Origin of the sequence: Bacillus sp. (in: firmicutes) (assembly GCA_012842745.1) — a bacterium.
GTDB lineage: Bacteria > Bacillota > Bacilli > Bacillales > Bacillaceae_J > Schinkia.
On record DUSF01000056.1, the window covers coordinates 1 to 18408 of the forward strand.

At 35.7% G+C, this 18408-nt stretch carries 24 protein-coding genes; 20 read left to right on the top strand and 4 right to left on the bottom strand.

The window, feature by feature from the left end; genetic code table 11:
* The 8 genes from GX497_14980 to GX497_15015 form a co-directional block, all read left to right on the top strand.
* Window positions 1-422, top strand: a 422-nt coding sequence (locus GX497_14980; protein ID HHY74494.1) for a hypothetical protein, incomplete at its 5' end; no start/stop codon positions are given.
* Between the two features lie 17 nt (window positions 423-439).
* The gene (locus GX497_14985; protein ID HHY74495.1) at window positions 440-868 is read left to right on the top strand and encodes a CBS domain-containing protein; all 429 of its coding nucleotides are present in this window, start codon (window positions 440-442) and stop codon (window positions 866-868) included.
* A gap of 128 nt (window positions 869-996) precedes the next feature.
* Complete coding sequence (locus GX497_14990) at window positions 997-2040, top strand: CAP domain-containing protein (GenBank protein HHY74496.1); 1044 nt, start codon at window positions 997-999, stop codon at window positions 2038-2040.
* A gap of 72 nt (window positions 2041-2112) precedes the next feature.
* Window positions 2113-2523, top strand: coding sequence for a hypothetical protein (locus GX497_14995; protein ID HHY74497.1), 411 nt, complete (start codon window positions 2113-2115; stop codon window positions 2521-2523).
* A gap of 23 nt (window positions 2524-2546) precedes the next feature.
* Window positions 2547-2792, top strand: coding sequence for a hypothetical protein (locus GX497_15000; GenBank protein HHY74498.1), 246 nt, complete (start codon window positions 2547-2549; stop codon window positions 2790-2792).
* 91 nt (window positions 2793-2883) lie between these two features.
* A complete protein-coding gene (locus tag GX497_15005; GenBank protein ID HHY74499.1) occupies window positions 2884-3249 on the top strand; it encodes a hypothetical protein in 366 nt (121 codons plus the stop codon).
* Between the two features lie 105 nt (window positions 3250-3354).
* The gene (locus GX497_15010) at window positions 3355-3795 is read left to right on the top strand and encodes a YlbF family regulator (protein ID HHY74500.1); all 441 of its coding nucleotides are present in this window, start codon (window positions 3355-3357) and stop codon (window positions 3793-3795) included.
* A gap of 103 nt (window positions 3796-3898) precedes the next feature.
* Window positions 3899-4177, top strand: coding sequence for a YlbG family protein (locus GX497_15015; GenBank protein ID HHY74501.1), 279 nt, complete (start codon window positions 3899-3901; stop codon window positions 4175-4177).
* Window positions 4178-4233: 56 nt separating this feature from the next.
* Here GX497_15015 and GX497_15020 read toward each other — a convergent pair whose 3' ends face one another.
* Complete coding sequence (locus GX497_15020) at window positions 4234-4623, bottom strand: methylthioribose kinase (GenBank protein HHY74502.1); 390 nt, start codon at window positions 4621-4623, stop codon at window positions 4234-4236.
* Window positions 4624-4774: 151 nt separating this feature from the next.
* On the opposite strand from GX497_15020, the gene GX497_15025 reads away from it, so the two are divergent.
* The 3 genes from GX497_15025 to coaD all read left to right on the top strand — a co-directional run bounded on the left by GX497_15025 (window position 4775) and on the right by coaD (window position 7612).
* Window positions 4775-6238 (top strand): hypothetical protein, encoded by a 1464-nt coding sequence (locus tag GX497_15025; protein HHY74503.1) that lies wholly within the window; start codon window positions 4775-4777, stop codon window positions 6236-6238.
* A 290-nt stretch (window positions 6239-6528) separates the two neighbouring features.
* Window positions 6529-7104: a 16S rRNA (guanine(966)-N(2))-methyltransferase RsmD gene (rsmD, locus tag GX497_15030; protein HHY74504.1), complete on the top strand. Its 576-nt coding sequence runs from the start codon at window positions 6529-6531 to the stop codon at window positions 7102-7104.
* Window positions 7105-7129: 25 nt separating this feature from the next.
* Window positions 7130-7612 carry a pantetheine-phosphate adenylyltransferase gene (gene coaD, locus GX497_15035; protein HHY74505.1) on the top strand — a complete coding sequence of 161 codons (483 nt, stop codon included), beginning with the start codon at window positions 7130-7132 and terminating at the stop codon, window positions 7610-7612.
* A gap of 12 nt (window positions 7613-7624) precedes the next feature.
* Here the strand turns inward: coaD and ylbJ are convergent, their stop codons facing one another.
* Window positions 7625-8851 (bottom strand): sporulation integral membrane protein YlbJ, encoded by a 1227-nt coding sequence (gene ylbJ, locus GX497_15040; protein HHY74506.1) that lies wholly within the window; start codon window positions 8849-8851, stop codon window positions 7625-7627.
* 152 nt (window positions 8852-9003) lie between these two features.
* Here ylbJ and GX497_15045 point away from each other — a divergent pair, with 152 nt between their 5' ends.
* Both GX497_15045 and GX497_15050 read left to right on the top strand, forming a co-directional pair.
* On the top strand, window positions 9004-9795 hold the full coding sequence (locus GX497_15045) for a patatin family protein (GenBank protein ID HHY74507.1): 792 nt from the start codon (window positions 9004-9006) through the stop codon (window positions 9793-9795).
* Window positions 9788-10867, top strand: a complete 1080-nt coding sequence (locus tag GX497_15050) for a PDZ domain-containing protein (GenBank protein HHY74508.1) — start codon at window positions 9788-9790, stop codon at window positions 10865-10867. Before GX497_15045 ends, GX497_15050 begins: the two co-directional genes overlap by 8 nt.
* Window positions 10868-10947: 80 nt before the next feature.
* Here the strand turns inward: GX497_15050 and GX497_15055 are convergent, their stop codons facing one another.
* Window positions 10948-12183, bottom strand: coding sequence for a nucleotidyltransferase (locus tag GX497_15055; protein ID HHY74509.1), 1236 nt, complete (start codon window positions 12181-12183; stop codon window positions 10948-10950).
* 114 nt (window positions 12184-12297) lie between these two features.
* Between GX497_15055 and GX497_15060 the strand changes: the two genes are divergently transcribed.
* The 4 genes from GX497_15060 (at window position 12298) to GX497_15075 (ending at window position 14680) form a co-directional block, all read left to right on the top strand.
* The gene (locus GX497_15060; GenBank protein ID HHY74510.1) at window positions 12298-12822 is read left to right on the top strand and encodes a DUF177 domain-containing protein; all 525 of its coding nucleotides are present in this window, start codon (window positions 12298-12300) and stop codon (window positions 12820-12822) included.
* 23 nt (window positions 12823-12845) lie between these two features.
* Window positions 12846-13019: a 50S ribosomal protein L32 gene (gene rpmF / locus GX497_15065; GenBank protein HHY74511.1), complete on the top strand. Its 174-nt coding sequence runs from the start codon at window positions 12846-12848 to the stop codon at window positions 13017-13019.
* A gap of 153 nt (window positions 13020-13172) precedes the next feature.
* Entirely contained in the window at window positions 13173-13934 is a 762-nt protein-coding gene (locus tag GX497_15070) for an enoyl-CoA hydratase/isomerase family protein (GenBank protein HHY74512.1), read from the top strand.
* Window positions 13935-14044: 110 nt separating this feature from the next.
* Window positions 14045-14680, top strand: coding sequence for an RsfA family transcriptional regulator (locus tag GX497_15075; GenBank protein HHY74513.1), 636 nt, complete (start codon window positions 14045-14047; stop codon window positions 14678-14680).
* 32 nt (window positions 14681-14712) lie between these two features.
* Here GX497_15075 and GX497_15080 read toward each other — a convergent pair whose 3' ends face one another.
* The gene (locus tag GX497_15080) at window positions 14713-15186 is read right to left on the bottom strand and encodes an N-acetyltransferase (GenBank protein ID HHY74514.1); all 474 of its coding nucleotides are present in this window, start codon (window positions 15184-15186) and stop codon (window positions 14713-14715) included.
* 202 nt (window positions 15187-15388) lie between these two features.
* Between GX497_15080 and GX497_15085 the strand changes: the two genes are divergently transcribed.
* The 3 genes from GX497_15085 (at window position 15389) to bshC (ending at window position 18386) form a co-directional block, all read left to right on the top strand.
* Window positions 15389-16303, top strand: a complete 915-nt coding sequence (locus GX497_15085) for a 2-dehydropantoate 2-reductase (protein ID HHY74515.1) — start codon at window positions 15389-15391, stop codon at window positions 16301-16303.
* Entirely contained in the window at window positions 16296-16679 is a 384-nt protein-coding gene (locus GX497_15090) for a DUF3397 domain-containing protein (protein ID HHY74516.1), read from the top strand. The genes GX497_15085 and GX497_15090 overlap by 8 nt, the downstream gene beginning before the upstream one ends.
* 81 nt (window positions 16680-16760) lie before the next feature.
* Window positions 16761-18386, top strand: coding sequence for a bacillithiol biosynthesis cysteine-adding enzyme BshC (bshC, locus tag GX497_15095; protein HHY74517.1), 1626 nt, complete (start codon window positions 16761-16763; stop codon window positions 18384-18386).
* Window positions 18387-18408: the final 22 nt, after the last annotated feature.

Sequence of the window (18408 nt, forward strand, 5' to 3'; positions counted from 1 at the left end):
CCGGTCAAAAATTGACGATCCCAGTTATAAACGAAACAAAGAGTATTGAATCACAAGTAATTCAATTGACAAACGCGCAAAGAGCAAAGTATGGGTTGCCTCCATTAGCCGCGGATTGGGAACTTTCAAGGGTTGCTAGGTACAAATCAGCTGATATGAGAGATAAAAATTATTTTAGTCATACTTCACCGACGTATGGATCACCATTTACGATGATGAAAAATTTTGGAATTAACTATTCCGCTGCAGCTGAAAATATTGCGGCAGGTCAAGCAACACCACAGGAAGTGGTCAACGCTTGGATGAATAGTGCAGGTCATCGCCAAAACATTTTAGATTCGAGAATGACTCATATCGGGGTTGGTTATGCTAAGGGAGGGTCCTATCGCCATTACTGGACACAAATGTTTATCAAAAAATAGTAAGTGGAGGGACAGCAATGAAAAGTGTTCGTGATGTTATGTCAACGAATGTGGAATATTGTACACCGGTCGATAATGCATTTGAGGTAGCGACAAAAATGAAGGATTTGAATGTCGGTGCCATTCCTATAGTTGAAAATGGGAATTTATTAGGTATGATCACTGATAGGGATTTAGTAGTAAGAGGAATTGCCGAGAAACGCTCCGGTTCCAATGCTGTTACAGAATTAATGAGTGAGCAGATGGTTACCATTGCCCCTACTGCCTCTGTTCATGAAGCAGCACACTTAATGGCTGAAAAACAAATTCGTCGCTTGCCGGTTGTAGAAAATGGACAATTAGTTGGCATTGTTTCCTTAGGTGATTTAGCGGTTGAAGAGCAATCAGATCAAAAAGCGGGGTACGCTTTAAGTGAAATATCCGAACCTACAGAATTTCAATCATAGTTGTTAGTGGTAATGATAAGAGAAACTGATTGTATTTTGATCAGTTTCTTTCTTTTTGCGCAATAGGAATATTTTAATAGCCCATCAATATAATGATATAAAAGTCAGGACAAGCAGGAGGGCTATTAATGAAGAAAAACATTTTAATACTATTAATGGCGCTTATTGTAGGAGGTATTTATTTTCAAAAACTTCTCGCTCCTCTATCAAGCGAAAAAATACATACTATAGCAATTCAGTCAATGAATAATGAAAAAGAAGAGCAAGAAAAAGGTAAGAATGATGGAAAAAGAGTAAAATTGTACGAGCTTATTGGCAAGGACAGTCAGACAGTGATTGAAGCTCTAGGCGAACCATCAAGAATTGACATTTCAGAATATGATTATGATTGGTGGATATACAATCAACCACTTTCACATTATTGTCAAATTGGTATTGAAGGCGGTAAGGTTGTAACTGTATTTGTAATGGGGGACAATATTGATATTGCTCCTTTTCAAATTGAACAATCATTACATACTTTAAAAAATAGTAGCAAGATTTCTGAAAAAATTTCCTTTGAAGTCGAACGTAATTTATACCGATTTGAACTAACGGCGGAAGAACTGAGGACGAATCCACTTGTTAAATATAAAAATGTTTGGGCCCAAATAAATATTGATCAATTTACGAAAAAGGTTTCCAGTATTAGATTTTTAGATGCACGAACATTAGTGAAAATAAGGCCATATGAGCTCGTTTATCGTGGTGAATTAATATCGGCGCAAAAAACAGACCCAACGATATGGAATGAAATTGAAAAAGGAAAAGCACTGCAAATCTTAGATATGACGAATGTATTAAGAGAACGAAATGGATTAAGTCATGTTAATTGGGACGATAGAGCAGCTGTTGTTGCCTACAGCCATTCACGCGAAATGTTCGAAGAAGAATATTTTTCCCATAGCTCACCCACAAGTGGTGATTTGTTAGACCGGCTAGTAAATGGTGGCGTTCATTTTTCGAGCGCTGGTGAAAATATCGCTGCCCGTTATGTAGATGCGATTTCTGTCGTTCAAGGCTGGTTAAATAGTGAAGGACATCGTCAAACACTTTTAAATAAAGATTTTACTCATTTAGGGGTCGGTGTTTATGAAAAATATTACACGCAAAATTTTATAAAAGCATGGTAAAATGGGCGGACATTTCTTTTGAATGGTTAGTAACCTATAGTATAGTAGGCCAAATATGTTGAGGTGAATACGATGGGGAAGCTACATCCTAAAGTTTTAGAATTTAAAGAGTTCGTTTCAAAGCATCCAGGTATTGTGAAGGAAGTGCGCGCCAAGGAGAAAAGCTGGCAGGAATTATTTGAGGATTGGTACATGTTTGGAGATGATGATGCGATGTGGGATCAATATAAAACGGAAAGTAAGAGTGAGGTAGTTCCTAAAAAGTCACGCTTACGATTGGAGTCCGATTTTTTAGCGCAAATCATGGGGATTGTTAAAAATATTGATGTGGATGAAGTGCAAAAGCATATTAATAGTGTCAGTGGTGCAATTGCCAACGTCCAACAAATTATTGAGCAATTTCAAGGCTTTAGACCAAATAATAATCAGATGATACCTGGGCCAAGAAATCCGCATAATCCATTTTTTTATCAAAAAGACTAGAGACTGTCTGGAGTTGGTAAAAAATGCGTCATGAAATTCAAAATTATTTAGCAACTAGACGTGATTTACTGATTTTTATTCGAGAAAATCCAATTTGGTATCGAATCTTAAGTCGAAACCCTGAAAAGGTGTTTGAGATTGAACAGGAAGCAAAAATTTTTTTTGGTCGGACATTTCCGCAAAGAATTGACCGCTTGGAGCAGCATATCCAATTAGCCAACCTATTACTTGGGATGATGATCTCAAATGGCAATCATGAACAACAATGAAAAGGGCCGTAGGCCTTTTTTTTTTCGATTAATTTTAGCCAGCGAGGTTAACAATAAGATTGCAAATACAAAATAAAAGGTGGGACATAGTATGACAAAATACATCCTTGTCATAACCTCTTTTCTATTCTTTATGTTTGATTATTCAGCGCTGGCAAAAACTAATATAGAACCGGTAAATCCAATCTCAGTGAAACACCAAGTTAAGGGTCATGACATTTATGTTGAATGCGTGATTCAAAACTTCACTTTTTCCAAAAAAGATGACTTAAAAATTAACAAAAGTGGTTATGGTTATCTTCAGCTTTATTTGAATGGCAAAAAAATTGACAATATTTATACAGCAGCCTTTATTATTAAAGGGCTTCCCGTTGGCAAGCACGAAATTAAGCTTGAGTTAGTCCAGAATGATGGCACACCATATAAAGTTGAAAAAGAGTTTGATGTTGCGATTTAACAAAAAATGCTGACTTGTACCTTTGTATAGGTCAGTATTTTCTTTCATAGTTGTGAGTGTTCGCTTAAAATCGTTCCTTATGTTATTATTGTAGCGGAGGTGTTCATTGTGCTTGCAACAGAAGAAAGGATATACATTCTTGATTTAGCAGATGAATTGTCCAAGATGATTCTTCAGTCTGATGTAGTGGAAAACTATTATCAGAGTTTAAATACATTACGAAATGACGAAAAGGCAATGAGCTTAATTAAAGCATTTACGGAGCAAAAGGAAAGATATGAAGAAGTACACCGTTTCGGACAGTATCATCCCGATTATTTAAAGGTAATCAAAGAAACACGGGAATTAAAAAGGGATATCGACTTTCTTGAAACTGTTTACGAATTTAAAAAGGCTGAAAATGCATTGCAAACCCTTTTAGATGAAGTTAGTGTTTTAATCGGTCATTCCGTATCAGAACAAATTAAAGTACCTACTGGTGATCCTTTTTTTGAGTCTTCAGGCTGTAGTGGCTGCGGCACTAGTAGTGGGCATAGCTGTGGGTAGTGTTTGAGCTTTATGCTTGCCATTCAATCTATTTTCATGCTATTCTGACTAGGATATAGCAGGCAAAAGCTTTTCGTAAGTATTTTAAAAAGGAGATTTACAAATGAATTTTGGGAATCGACAAGGTGTAATTGTTTGGGTGCACTCATTAAAACAAGTAAAGCAATTAAAGCGCTTTGGGAATATTCACTATGTTTCCAAAAAGCTTAAATATGTAGTGATCTATATGGATATGAATCGGGTAGAAGATGCTGTAAATCGGATTAAATCCTTGTCGTTTGTGAAGAATGTTGATCTTTCTTATAAGCCTTTTCTCAAAACCGAATTTGAAAACTCTAAGCCAGATAAAGCGAAAGAGTATGATTATAAAATCGGAATTTAATCTAATAATAAGCCCCTTAGCAAATTTTTAAATTGCTAAGGGCTTTTTGTTGCCATTTATCCCATTGGCGGTATAAAACGGTTCATGCGGAGAATGCCGATTAAATGCTGATAGAAAAGTTCAGTTTCCGCAAAATTTGTAGATGGTTTAACCTCTATGGAAATAATCTCTTTTCCGAGTTCCTGAGCTAACTCTTTAAATAAATCGTAGCGTTTATTCGGCTTTTTCTCACGATTCGGAATGCCTTCACGGCAAATATAGATTGGCTGAAAATCTCCAGATGACGTCGGTTTTAATACGACAGCTAACGAAGTGACATCATTGTCATTTATAACGGTATGAAATGCCATTAAGTGAACAAGACGATGTTTGTTTGATTTAGCAATTTCTAGTAACTCATAAAGGTCAGAATATCCTTGTCCAAGTTCAATAAATCGTTGGATCATCGTTCCAACTCCCTTCGCACAATAATACAATAATCGTCTTCACTTTACCAATTGAGTGAAGAAACGTCAAAAATTTTTGCTTATTTTCATATAAATTTTTAGATTTTTTTGGTATCTTAAAGTGGAATGACATATAAGGTTGTGAGTATAGATGATAAAGAAAATTGTAATAGGCTTAATTGGGTTAATGATTATTATTGGTGGATTAGTGGGGATTCAATGGATTGTATTTTATAAGGATGCCAAAAACACTGAGAAAACCCAGAATATTAATTTGGAAATTGAAACGGGACTTGTACATAAAAACGGTCAATTATTTGTAACGCAAACAGTATCAAAATTAGCTCAAAATCATTTTTTAATTCGTCTTCCTTTAGACGCTAAATCTGTCGAATGCATTTTGGCAGACAAAGAAACGCTTACTTTAAAAGATGGCGCATCACTACAACGAATCGATGTTGGCGCGAACAGCTTCGTTACGTTTAATTACAAGTTGCCTGTAGATGAAAGCAAAAGTTATGGTTGGTTTGAAACGGGATTTGTTCAATTTTTTACAGATGACCGAGAAGCAATAGCGGCGAATTTTCACGTAACAGTGTCAGAGGAGACGGATAAGTCGATTACGTGGATTTCAGGTGCTGTAAGTGAGGCTCAAGTTGATAAAGAATATCTTACTTATTTTGCCTGGACAAAAAATAATACAACTGAATTCCCGCTTTATATGTCGAAAGAACCGCTTAAAAAAATAGAAGTATATGAGCCTAATATTTATTTGTTTATCCAAAATCGTAGCGGTGATGAGTCTCTTTTTACTAGCTTTAAAGATTGGTATAAGCGCTTACCTGATAAAAATGGCCTGACCATCATTCAAGCTAATGATGATCAAGTTTATTTGGCACCTTTATTAGTAGTCGTTCCAAAACATATTGATAAAGATAAGCTTGAAGAGCTGGCTATTCAAGCCTACTTGCTAAATTATAAAAAACCGAAAACTGATAAGATAAGCTGGGTTTGGAATGTACTGCCGGCGTTTATTTTGGAGCGTCCTGTTGGCCAAAATAAGGAATTTGAAATGTCTAAAGAGTTGCTGGAAAATTTGAAGCAAGACGTAAAAATGGCTTTTGCTGATTGGTTGCTTAAAAATAATAATAATTATACAGAAATCAGCCTCGAAAATCTTGATGAACAGCTTTCGAAGTTTTCACAATTACAAACGATGTACTTTACAGAAAATGACAATAAGGATGAAAGAGCAGTACCACTCTATTACGTAGATCGTCGCCAAGTTTATTACGGACAAAGAAGAATCGGGACGGACTGGAATACTATCATAAAGAAAAAGGAAATTTATTTCCCGTTCGTTGAGACAATGGAACGTATCGGTTTCAAGATTCAGTATTTCCCAGAATCCCAAGTTTACTTACTAACGAAAGAAGAAAACAGCTGGAAATTTTATTTGAATGAGAAAAAATATAACTATAATCAACAAGAATTCATGTTGACAAATCTTCCGCTTGAAGAGATTGGTGAGAACGTCTATATTTCAGAACAAATGATTGAGAGTTTATTAAAAATAGAAGTCATAAAACGAGAACAAACGATTTATTTAAGATAAAAAAATCCCTGCTTTCGCAGGGTCCTTCTATTTTTCTTGAAGGTCATGTTTGGCCTTTAAGTCAAGAAGGCAAAGGGAGAGGAGAAACCGGAGGAAGAACTTATGGGGAAACGTAAGTCTTCTCCGCGGTTGGCAACAACATCATCATAAAATAATGTTGTTACTAACCATTATGACCAAAACTTTTTTCTCTATACATTGAATTTTGATTCATATTTATTGTTGCTAGTTCTATTTTTATGTTAGGATAAAGTGAAACTTGGATTCGAAAAAAATTCATAGGTGATGTAATGAGGGTAATTGCAGGAAAGTGTAAAGGTAGACCTCTTAAGGCTGTCCCAGGGATGGAGACAAGACCAACGACAGATAAAATTAAGGAATCGATTTTTAATATAATCGGCCCTTATTTTGATGGTGGCATAGGGCTTGATTTGTTTGGTGGCAGTGGCGGGCTTGGCATTGAAGCGTTAAGCAGGGGCTTAGACAAAGTTATTTTTGTTGATCGGAATAGGAAAGCTGTGGAAATTATTAAGCAAAATATTGAGTTCTGTAGTTTTCGTGAACAGTCCGAAGTATTTTGCAATGATGCAACGAGAGCACTAAGTGCAATCAAAAAGCGTGACTTGAAATTTTCGTATATCTTTCTAGATCCGCCTTATAAAGTAAAAGAATTAGAAAATATTATTTCTGTCATTGCAGAAGCCAACTTGCTAACGGCAGATGGTATTGTTATTGCTGAACATGGAGCTGATATTGCGCTTTCAATTGCAATAGGTACTCTCCAATTAGTAAGAAGAGAAATATACGGGAGTACAACGGCAGTTTCTATTTTTAAACGCAATGAAAATACTGAAAATTCAATATAATTGGAATTAGAAAGGAGAGGAATCAATGGCTAGTATTGCTGTTTGTCCTGGAAGTTTTGACCCAATTACACTTGGACACTTAGATATTATTAAACGCGGCGCCAAAGTATTTGGAACGCTTTATGTTTGTGTATTAAATAATTCATCAAAAAATCCGCTTTTTTCAGTTGATGAAAGAATAGAGCTAATCCGTACGGTTACACGCGATATCCCCAATGTCGTCGTTGAAGCATTTGATGGATTGTTGATTGAATATGCTCGAACAAAAAATGCAACGGCAATTCTGAGAGGCTTAAGAGCGGTTTCAGACTTTGAGTATGAAATGCAAATTACATCGATGAATAGAACGCTTGGGGAAGAAATAGAAACCTTTTTTATTATGACAAATAATCAATATTCTTTTTTAAGTTCAAGTATTGTGAAAGAAGCAGCGAAATATCATGGAGATATTTCAAGCCTTGTTCCGAAAGAAGTTGAAAGGGCATTAAGGGAAAAATATGAAAGCTGATCGAACGAGTGATCAGCTTTTTTCAATTTGAACATTGGCTTTTGCATAAAGAATGATGTATAAGAAGAGTGACGCAATCGTGATGAGCGCGCCGTATTGTAATAAAAACTCCCAATAAACATTGACCCAGGACAGCCCGCCATCATTTGCAACAGCTGGGATGACTTCTTTATTGTTGATTGAATACAAATTTGCATATAATGGCTTCCATAATAAATAAGCAAAAATAGAGGAAAAGATCCCTTGCATCATTCTAGCCATAAAAAAAGGTTGAAAACGAATGTTAGCTTCTGCTAATAAACTAGCCACTTGCGCTTGAACTGAAAAACCACTAAACGCCAAAATAAAGCTTGTAATAATAACTTTATAAAATAAATCCACGCCTTCAGTTTGACTCGTTAATTGGCTTCCTAACGTTATTTCAAACATGCCTGATAATAGCGGCAAAGCTAATTCAACTGGGATTTGAAAAAACGCGAGTATGTAGCTGAAAAATACAGAAAATAGCTCGCTGATTCCTACTATGTAAAGTAATCGGTTAAACACAGAAAACAAAATAATAAAGCCGCCGATCATTAATAATGTGTGGATTGAGGAGGTAACCGCTTCCCCTAACATTTTGCCAATTGGTTTATAGTTTTTTAATCTAGTTTCATGAAGAGAATGAAAGGCCTCCTTTAATGAAAAAAATCGCTTTGTAGTGTGGGGCTCGTCTACAGAATCTTTATATCCATGAAATCTCATAAAAAGCCCAACACAAAAATTACCTAAATAATGGGCTGCCGCTAATAATACGCCGATATTGGCGTTATTAAAAAAACCGACGGAAACGGCTCCAAAAATAAAAAGGGGATTTGATGAATTCGTAAAAGAGACTAAACGCTCTGCTTCGATTGCTGTTAGCTGATTTTCTTGGCGAAGCCGTGCTGTAAGCTTTGCCCCAGCAGGAAAGCCAGAAGCCATTCCCATTGCCCAAACAACTCCTCCAATGCCAGGGACCTTAAATAATGGGCGCATAAGAGGTTCTAATAGTATTCCAATAAATTTTACGACACCATAGCCGATTAATAATTCTGAGACGATGAAAAATGGCAATAAGGAAGGGAAGACAACTCCCCACCACATTTCTAATCCTCGTTTAGAAGCTTCTAGTGATTCTTTTGGAAAAAAAATCAATCCGGTGGCAATAAGTGTAATTGAGATTGCCAGTAGGATTGTATGTAATTTAGAACGTGTCACATATAGCCCTCCAACTATTGATGAGTCTTAATTCTATACTTGAAGAAAATAGAATGGTAAAATAAGGTCAAACCAATCTAGTCCTATTACTAATATACGATTTTAAGATTAGAATAGACCTAAAATAAGGAAACGGTAATGGAGGGGGATTTTTGAGAAAACCAAGAATAGGCTTAGCTCTCGGTTCAGGTGGAGCTAGAGGTTTTGCTCATCTAGGTGTATTAAAAGCATTAAATGAAGCCAATATACCAATTGAGTTGCTGGCAGGCAGCAGTATGGGAGCGTTGGTGGGAGGTTTATATGGAGCCGGACATGATCTTGAGCGTCTTCAAAAGTTAGCAAAAGCATTTAGACGAAAGTATTACCTTGACTTTACCGTTCCGAAAATGGGCTTTATAAATGGCCAAAAAATCAAAGAATTTATTAGGATGTTTACATTTGGAAAAACGATTGAACAACTTTCCCCTATGCTTTGGATTGTGGCAACTGATATTCATACGGGTGAAAAGGTTATTTTTAAGGAAGGTCCTCTTGCAGAAGCAATCAGAGCAAGTATATCAATACCAGGAATATTTGTCCCTGAAAAAATTGATGACCGCTTGCTTGTGGATGGGGGGGTTGTCGACAGGGTGCCTATTTCTGTTGTAAAAGAAATGGGAGCAGATATTGTTATAGCTGTTGATGTTTCACAACTGAAAGGTAATGTGGAGGTTTCTTCAATTTTTGACGTAATTTTGCAAAGCATTGATATTATGCAGGATGAATTAGCACGGTTAAAACAATATGATGCAGACGTTGTAATTAAACCATATGTTGAACAATATAGTTCTAAGGCATTCACGAATACTGAAGATATTATCCGCTTAGGCGAAGAGGAAACGGTGAAGCAAATTCCTTTTATCTTAGATGCTATCGAGAAGTGGAAGGAGTCACGTCATGAATAAACGAAGAAACATGACAAAGAGCTGGATCTTAGTTGTTTTAATTACACTTTTTCTTTCACTTTTTCTTTCATTTTTTCAATTACCATATTATATTTCCTCACCAGGGGCGGCTACAGAATTAGCACCGATTGTAAAGGTAGAAGGGGGAAATAAAGAAAGAGGTAGCTTTTCATTAACAACCGTTCGGATTGGCAAAGCAAATGTAATCCAGTATGCTTGGGCCAAGGTAAATGATTATTATGAAATCTATCCAAAGGAATATATCCGTCCAGAGGGTGAAACAGAGGATGAGTATTCGCATCGCCAGCTACAGATGATGGAAAGCTCAAAAGAACAGGCCACTGTTGTTGCTTATACGAAAGCTAAAAAGGATATTAAAATCAACTATAATGGCGTTTACGTTATGAGCGTTATTCCAGGAATGCCTGCGGAAAAGCTCCTTAAGGTTGGTGATCGTCTTTTTTCAGTGGACAATCGCGAAATGAAATCATCTGAGGAATTTATTAAATATGTTTCTAATAAGGGTCAAGGGGATGCTGTCACTTTAAAATTAGAACGAAAAGGAAAGACTATGGAGGTAAAGGTACCATTAGCTGTTTTTCCAAAAGAAAAGACAGGGGAGAAGAAAGACAAAGTAGGCTTAGGTATCCTGCTTGTAACGGATCGTATAGTGGAAGTAAATCCACCAGTGGAAATTAAAACAGACAAAATTGGCGGTCCTTCTGCCGGATTGATGTTTTCACTTGAAATATACAATCAACTGATTGACGAAGATCTTACAAAAGGCTATAAAATCGCCGGTACAGGCACGATTAGCTATGAAGGAGAAGTAGGCCGTATTGGTGGTATTCAGCAAAAAATCGTCGCGGCTGATAAATCAAGTATAGAGATTTTCTTTGCACCAAATGAAAGAGGGAAAAAACGGCTTGATGAAAACGGCAAGGCTATTTTGACAAATTATGAGGAAGCACTTGAAACGGCAAAGAATATAAAAACGGATATGAAAATTATTCCGGTCAATACATTTGATGAGGCTGTAAAGTATTTGGAAAAATTGTCGCCAAAAAAATAAAAACAGTGTTAATTTATATATTTCAAAAGCTGATATTGTGATCGGGTTTGATTGGACACAATATCAGCTTTTGGGTGTTATTATAAAAACTGTCGATTATTTTGATCATACCGTATTGGCGGATTTACATATTCACTTTTAATCATATTTGTCCGAAATGGTTCTTTAAGGCATGATGCATATACATTTGTCGCTTTAATATCAAGCATCATTTGTTCATTTGAAAATGTAGAGGGTCTTGAAACAATTGGAAGTTCAAGATTTTTTTTGATTTTATGTAAGTATTCTTGGCCTAATAAAGACATACCAAGTAAGCGAATATAGGTAGGCTGATTATTATTGTTTTTCATCGTCTGCTTTTTTGTGTTAGTAAGGATATGAAGGCAGATTCTTTGTAACCTTGTCCATGTATAACGCTTTGTTTTTATTTTTTCCATAAACTCTTGAAATGTAGCGGCTTCTGTAATCAATTGTAAAATACGATTTTCTAGCCCTTCTTCGACTTCATAAATTTCTTTCAGCTCTGCAGCTGTTGTTGAAAGCAAGCGGTATTTTAAGAATGGAAAGTAATCTTCCCATTGATGAAACATTCCATATTTATTTTTATATGATTCTAAATGGGTGAATGTAGTATCTGGAATAACATTTTGGATTTCCACAAGATTAGTACTTCCAGAAAACAATGTCTTGCGTATACTTGTAGCACTAGCGATTTGTTCATCTTCAATATGCTCATCATGATAATTTGCCTTTGTTCGTTTAATTGTGTACGGTTGAATATTGCTTTTAAGTTGATGTATGGCTTGAAGATAATGGAATCCTAAAATATTATTCGGCTCCGATAAATCAACCATTGAATCAATAATGCCTAATGACTGAAAAGCTTCAGCGGCTGCTCTTGGATAGCTTGTCCCCTCCTTAAGAGCAGGTTGAATAAAGTTGTCGAATTCGTCTTTTTTTGTTTCCATTATATGCAAAGTTTGTTGAAATGATTGAATGCTACCATTTTCGCTACCAAAGCACAAATTATCAACTTTTAAGGCATGGAGCAAGGAGACAGCACCATGTGCAAAAACCTCGGCTTTTTGGGTGGCAAATACATAGGGAAGTTCAATGACAACATCAACACCACTTTCAAGCGCCATTTTTGTTCGTGCCCATTTACTTACTAAGGCAGGCTCCCCACGTTGTAGAAAATTACCGCTCATCACAGCGACCACTATATCCGCTTCCGTTACTTTTTTTGATTTTTGGATATGATAATAATGCCCGTTATGAAAGGGATTATATTCAACAATGACTCCAACACTCTTCATAGAACTTTTCCCCTCTTTATAGTTTGCGTTTTCTATAGTATAGTGTAAAGAAAAAATATTGACAAACAGGTTAGCGAAAGCTATAATTACGATTGTTGCCTTGAGGTGAGATGAATGAAATGGTATATGACTCAATTAAACCAATTGCGGACAAAAGGAATCATTCTTGATGAAATGGTCGATGTAAGTGAACTGACAAAAACATCTGAAATTAGAAGGATTTCACCTGTTCATGTTAAAGGGCATGGTGATTTTGTATCTAATAAAATTACATTCACCATTACGATTCAAGGGAAGATGATTCTACCTTGTACTCGTACTTTAAAGGATGCTACGCATTCATTTACAATTGAAACGACCGAAACATATTTGTTATCACCCGAAGGTTATGGTCAACTTGATGAGGAAAATCTTCATTTAGTTGAGGGAGAAGTTCTTGACTTATTGCCAATGGTCAAGGAAAATATTATTTTAGAGATTCCTATGCAAATCTATTGTGATGACCCGTCACAAGAGGGTGGTGCACCGCAATCAGGAAACGGATGGGAAGTTATTACAGAAGCTGAAAAGAAGGAGAAAATTGATCCGAGATTTTCAGCCTTGAAAGATTTTTTTAAAGACAAAAACAATGAACAGTAAACCTTTTAAGGAGGTGGGAATAAATGGCTGTACCTTTTAGAAGAACATCTAAAACTGCAAAAAGAAAGCGTCGTACACACTATAAATTACAAGTGCCTGGTATGGTAACATGCCCAAACTGTGGAGAAATGAAGCTTGCTCACCGCGTTTGTAAGGAATGTGGTACTTACAAAGGTAAAGAAGTAGTTAACGACTAATAAAAAAGCGTAGAGATGATAATTCTCTGCGCTTTTTTTTATTTTTGAAAAAGAAGCAGGAAATTTGAATTAAAAAGCAAATAGTTATTACTATACTGAGCGAACGCTCAATAGTATAAATGAATAATTTTTTGACAGAAAAGGGGAAAGGGAATGGAAAAGGTTATCCTAGAAAGAAAGAGAAATGGAATTGTATGGCTGACAATCAACCGTCCAGAAAAAAGGAATGCAATTGATTTTGATGTGATGGATCACTTTAAAACAGTTATAGATGAGGTTCGGCACAATAAAAAAGATAAGATGTTAGTCATAACAGGTGCAGGCCATCGGGCGTTTTGCTCAGGTGGGGATTTATCGGAATTTCATAATCTTCATACAAGAGATGAAGCTTACAGCATGCTTTCAAAAATGGGCGAAATTTTATATTCTTTAGTAACGTTACCTAAACCATCGGTTGCTCTATTAAATGGTGCAGCAATTGGGGGGGGCTGTGAAATCTCTTCAGCCTGTGATTTTCGATTTGCAAGTGAAAAGGCAAAGTTCGGTTTTGTGCAAGGAAAGTTAGGGATTACAACAGGGTGGGGAGGGGCATCAATGCTCTTAGAGAAATTACCACATGATAAAGCGATGACCCTGCTTATGACAGCGCACAGATTTACAGCTCAAGAAGGCTATGAGCTTGGCTTTATTAATAAATTATTAGCTGACCAAAATTTAAAAGAACAATGTGAGGCATGGTTAGAGGCTTACATTAGCCAAAGCACAGGAGTGTTAGAAGCGTATAAAAGGACAGCAATCAGGAAATGGGAACGTACAAATTTACGGGAAAGGATGTTTGAGGAAATCGAGCAATGTGCTATTCTTTGGGAATCTGATGAGCATCATGCAGCTGTAAAATCCTTTCTAGATGCCTAGTCCAAATAGTATAAAACATAACTATTCGGGTATTTTCACTAGATTTTTAGATTCTATCTTTTCTATTTGTTGCATAAAAATAATAAAAAAACATTAGGAGAGATAGAGAAATGACAACATTAAGACAGGATGCATGGACGCAAGATGAAGATTTGTTGCTTGCTGAGGTCGTATTGCGACATATTAGGGATGGGAGTACGCAACTAGCCGCATTTGATGAAGTAGGTCAAAGGCTTTCAAGAACAGCGGCGGCTTGTGGCTTTAGATGGAACTCAGCCATTAGAAAACAATATAAATCTGCAATTGAGATAGCGAAGAAACAGAGAAAGGGCGAGAAAGTTGTAGAATCGCCGCAATTAGCACCACCTATTGTTGACACAACACAAGAAGGTCATAATGTTGAGAATAATAACGATAACGATAGTGAGAAAAAAAGTGTAATATCATTTCATGCGATTATCGACTTTTTATCGTCGCTTGAATCGACGATGAAAAGCACGGATCGTCTTATGGAAGAAAACGAGTCATTGAGAAATGAACTAGCTTCTTTAAAACAAGAGAGAATTGAACTGCTTCAAAAAATAGAAAAGCTAACGGAAAATTATCATTTAATTGAAGAGGATTACAAGGCGTTAATTGAGATTATGGAAAGAGCACGGAAAATGATTGTCCTTCAGGAAGACGAAGGCTCGAAGTTTAAATTTCAAATGGACAAAAATGGTAATCTAGAAAGAGTGAAAAAATAAAAGCTGACTAAGAAAGGTCAGCTTCTTTTAATTTAATTCATTTTATTGTCTAATAAGAAATCAGGATCCCAAACTAATAGTTTTTCAGAAACCTCCATTATTGGCTTAAAAGGTATAAACCCTACTTTACACCAAAATCCCTCTGATTTAACTTTAGGACTAGTGACAATCGGAAGGTTAAAGCTTTTTGCAAAATCAATGAGCTGACTACCAAACCCACGCTTACGATATTGAGGTAACACTTCAAGTTTTGATAAGTAGAGGTAGTCCCTTGTGTCATCAAATAAATAATCAAATTTTTTCTCTGTATGATATAAACTCATGCGGGCAACTAGCTTATCACCATAATAAATACCATAGAAGGGCGAATTGCAATCGTTTTCAACAATGCTGCCTTTTAAATCATCTAACATTTGGAGCTCGTAATTGCCTAATTCTTTAAAACTCTTAAAATCTTCCAATGTTTTAAAATTAACGGATAACTTTTCAATCGGTATGATTTCCATAAATGGTACCCTCCTTTTCGTACTTTTCTAATTTTATTATAATATATGTAAGAGAAAATTTCTTCTCAATTAAATATTTTTTAAAAAAAGTTTCATTTTTCTAAAGGGAATTTTAGCATTTATTGGCACAATCATTGATTAATTTTTGGTAAAATAAATAAATACATAGCTACAATCACTGGTTTCATCTTGGAGGGGTATAATGAAAGTTGCAGTTATTGGCGGGGGAGCTGTCGGTCTCCTTGTCGCCGCTTATTTATACAGAGCTAACATAACGTCGGTTGTTTACACTAGAAGAGAAGAGCAGGCATTTCTTCTCAATGAAACTGGAATCGAAATGATGAAAAATGGAATAAGCGAGAAATATCCAGTTACAGCCTACCCTTTTTCAAACGGGTTAATGAATGATGAAGATTTAATTATAATAACTGTAAAACAATATGATTTAGCTCCAATTATTGCTGCTTTCATTGAAAACGGTGTCAAAACACCGCTTCTTTTTCTACAAAATGGGATGGGGCATATTTCTCTATTATCAAAATTATATGCAAATTCTCTTTTTTTAGGTATTGTTGAACATGGCGTTCTCAAACACTCTGATGTTTGTATTACTCACACTGGAGAAGGGCAAATCAAAATTGCGCAGTATCAAGGATCTGTAGGGAATTTCGGAACGATAGCGCAGGCGCTAAATTCAGTCGGATTCGTTATTCGCTCTGAGGCTGAGTGGTATCCAATGCTTGTGAAAAAATTAGTGGCTAACGCTGTCATAAACCCGTTAACAGCCCTTTATAAGATTCGAAATGGTAGTTTATTAAACAATGATTTTTATTTTAAAAATATGAAAGCTGTTTTTGACGAGGTTATCCAGGTCGTTACGATTGCCGATGTTGAAAGTTTATGGGAAGAAGTTGTTTCAATTTGTAAAAAAACCGGTAACAACTATTCTTCAATGTATAAAGATCTTGAAATGATGCGGCAAACAGAAATTCAGGCTATTTTAGGGTATTTACTTGAAGAAGGGAAAAAAAGTAAAAAATTGATGCCTTTGTCTACGTTTTTGTTTTATAGTATTAAAGGGATGGAGAACATTAGAGAGGAAGAGAGGAATGGTTAATTTATTTGCGACCTTTGTAGCAACGATTGTCACAATTCCAATCCTTGTTATTTTTATCGTATATTGGATTGCGCGTTTCCTTACAAAAAACAATAAGAAATCACTTCATATTTCAGTTGATGTATCGACGCTTTTTTTTATCATAGCCGTTCATTATTTAATTAGTGTTATTTGGGGCAAATCATTTTTATGGATCATTCTTCTGTTATTAATATTTATAGCTGCAGTATTTGTTTTTTTACAATGGAAAATTAACAATGAAATTATTTTTAAAAAAGTATGGAAGGGTTTTTGGCGTTTTAGTTTTCTGCTTTTCTTTTTCAGTTATTTTTCACTTGTCATTTATGGATTATATCAACGACTATATCATTTGTGAGCAATATTTTTTTTATCATCGCAATTATTTGCTATACTCGTTATGAAAGTTCTTTACGTAGATTAGAAAGGATGTATCCACATGGAAGTACAGGACGTCCACGCGCCCTTAACGAATAAAATTGCCTTTCGGTATGTTGAACAGGATGATGAGGTAGCTGCTTTTTTTGACTACCCTGCAATCGAGAAAGATAAGACATATCAAATGCGCATAAAGGAGTTATCAAATCGACAATTCCCAAGGGAATCACTTGTTCGTTATTTATTACAATACCATAAGAAATTTAATGCTGATGAAAAAACATTTGAAAATATAAATAAACTACTAAATCCTAAAAGCGTTGTTGTCATTGGTGGCCAACAAGCAGGGTTATTAACAGGTCCCTTATATACGATACATAAAATCATCTCCATTTTAAAGTTTGCACATAAACAAGAAAAGCTCCTGAAAGTGCCGGTATTGCCGGTTTTTTGGGTGGCAGGGGAAGATCATGATTTTGCAGAAATCAATCACGCTTTTGTTTTACATGAAGGCAGAATAGAGAAACGGCCTATTAAACAAAAAAATTATCATAAGTTGCCAGCTTCCTCCCTTAGCCTTGATAAACAACTTGCTAAAAGCTGGATTAACGAAATTGTCAGCACGTTTGAGGAGACCGTTCATACAAAAAATCTGTTAGAGCGCTTAAATGAGGATATAAACAACTCTGATACATATGTTGATTTTTTTATTAATCTTGTTTTTACATTGTTTAAAGGACATGGACTTATTGTTGTTGATTCAGGGGATCAAGGCTTTCGAAAAATTGGTGCCTCATTTACAGAGACGATGATACATCAGAATGGAGAATTAGCGGAAAATGTACTAAAGAAGCAATTGACAGTAAAAGAGTTAGGTTATGGAGAGCCAATCGAAATGAATGAAAACAATGCTCATCTCTTTTATTTACAAAACGGTGAGCGCGTTTTATTAGAAAGAGACAACGGGCTTTTTGTTGGGAAGAACAAAGAGTGTCAGTTTGAAGAAAGTGAACTTTTAGCTATTATCAAGGAAAAACCGGAATTAGTAAGTAATAATGTAGTCACAAGGCCGCTCATGCAAGAGTATGTTTTTCCGACATTAGCGTTTATTTCAGGGCCTGGTGAAATCGCTTATTGGGCCGTTTTAAAGGAAGCGTTTCATTTGTTTGGATTCAAAGTGCCGCCTGTCATTCCTAGATTAATGATGTCGATTATAGATAGAAGGGCGGATAAGTACTTACGGGAGCTAGGTTTGAATATTGAACAAATGATCCAGCATGGCTGTGAAAAAGAGAAGGAGAGTTGGCTGAAAAAACAACCGCCCTATCCAATTGATCAAGCGGTAGAGGAAGTTTTAGCAGGGGTTATGAAGGCGCATCAGCCATTAAAAGAGCTTGCTAAAGAAATCGATGCGAACCTTACAGAAATCGCGGAAAAAAATGCGTTGATGATTCAATCGCAAATTCATTTTTTAAAAAAGAAAATGGAAAAGAAGCTTCGTTTTAAACATAAAGTTGAACTTGATAAATTTGATTATCTCAATTATTCTTTAAAACCGCTAGGAGCTCCGCAAGAAAGAGTATGGAATATTTTTTGTTATCTTAATTTATATGGCTATCATTTTATCGAAGAATTAATAGCGCTTGATTACGAGTGGAATCATCAACATAAGTTGATTTTCGTATAAGTTATCCAAAAGCTAACGTGTA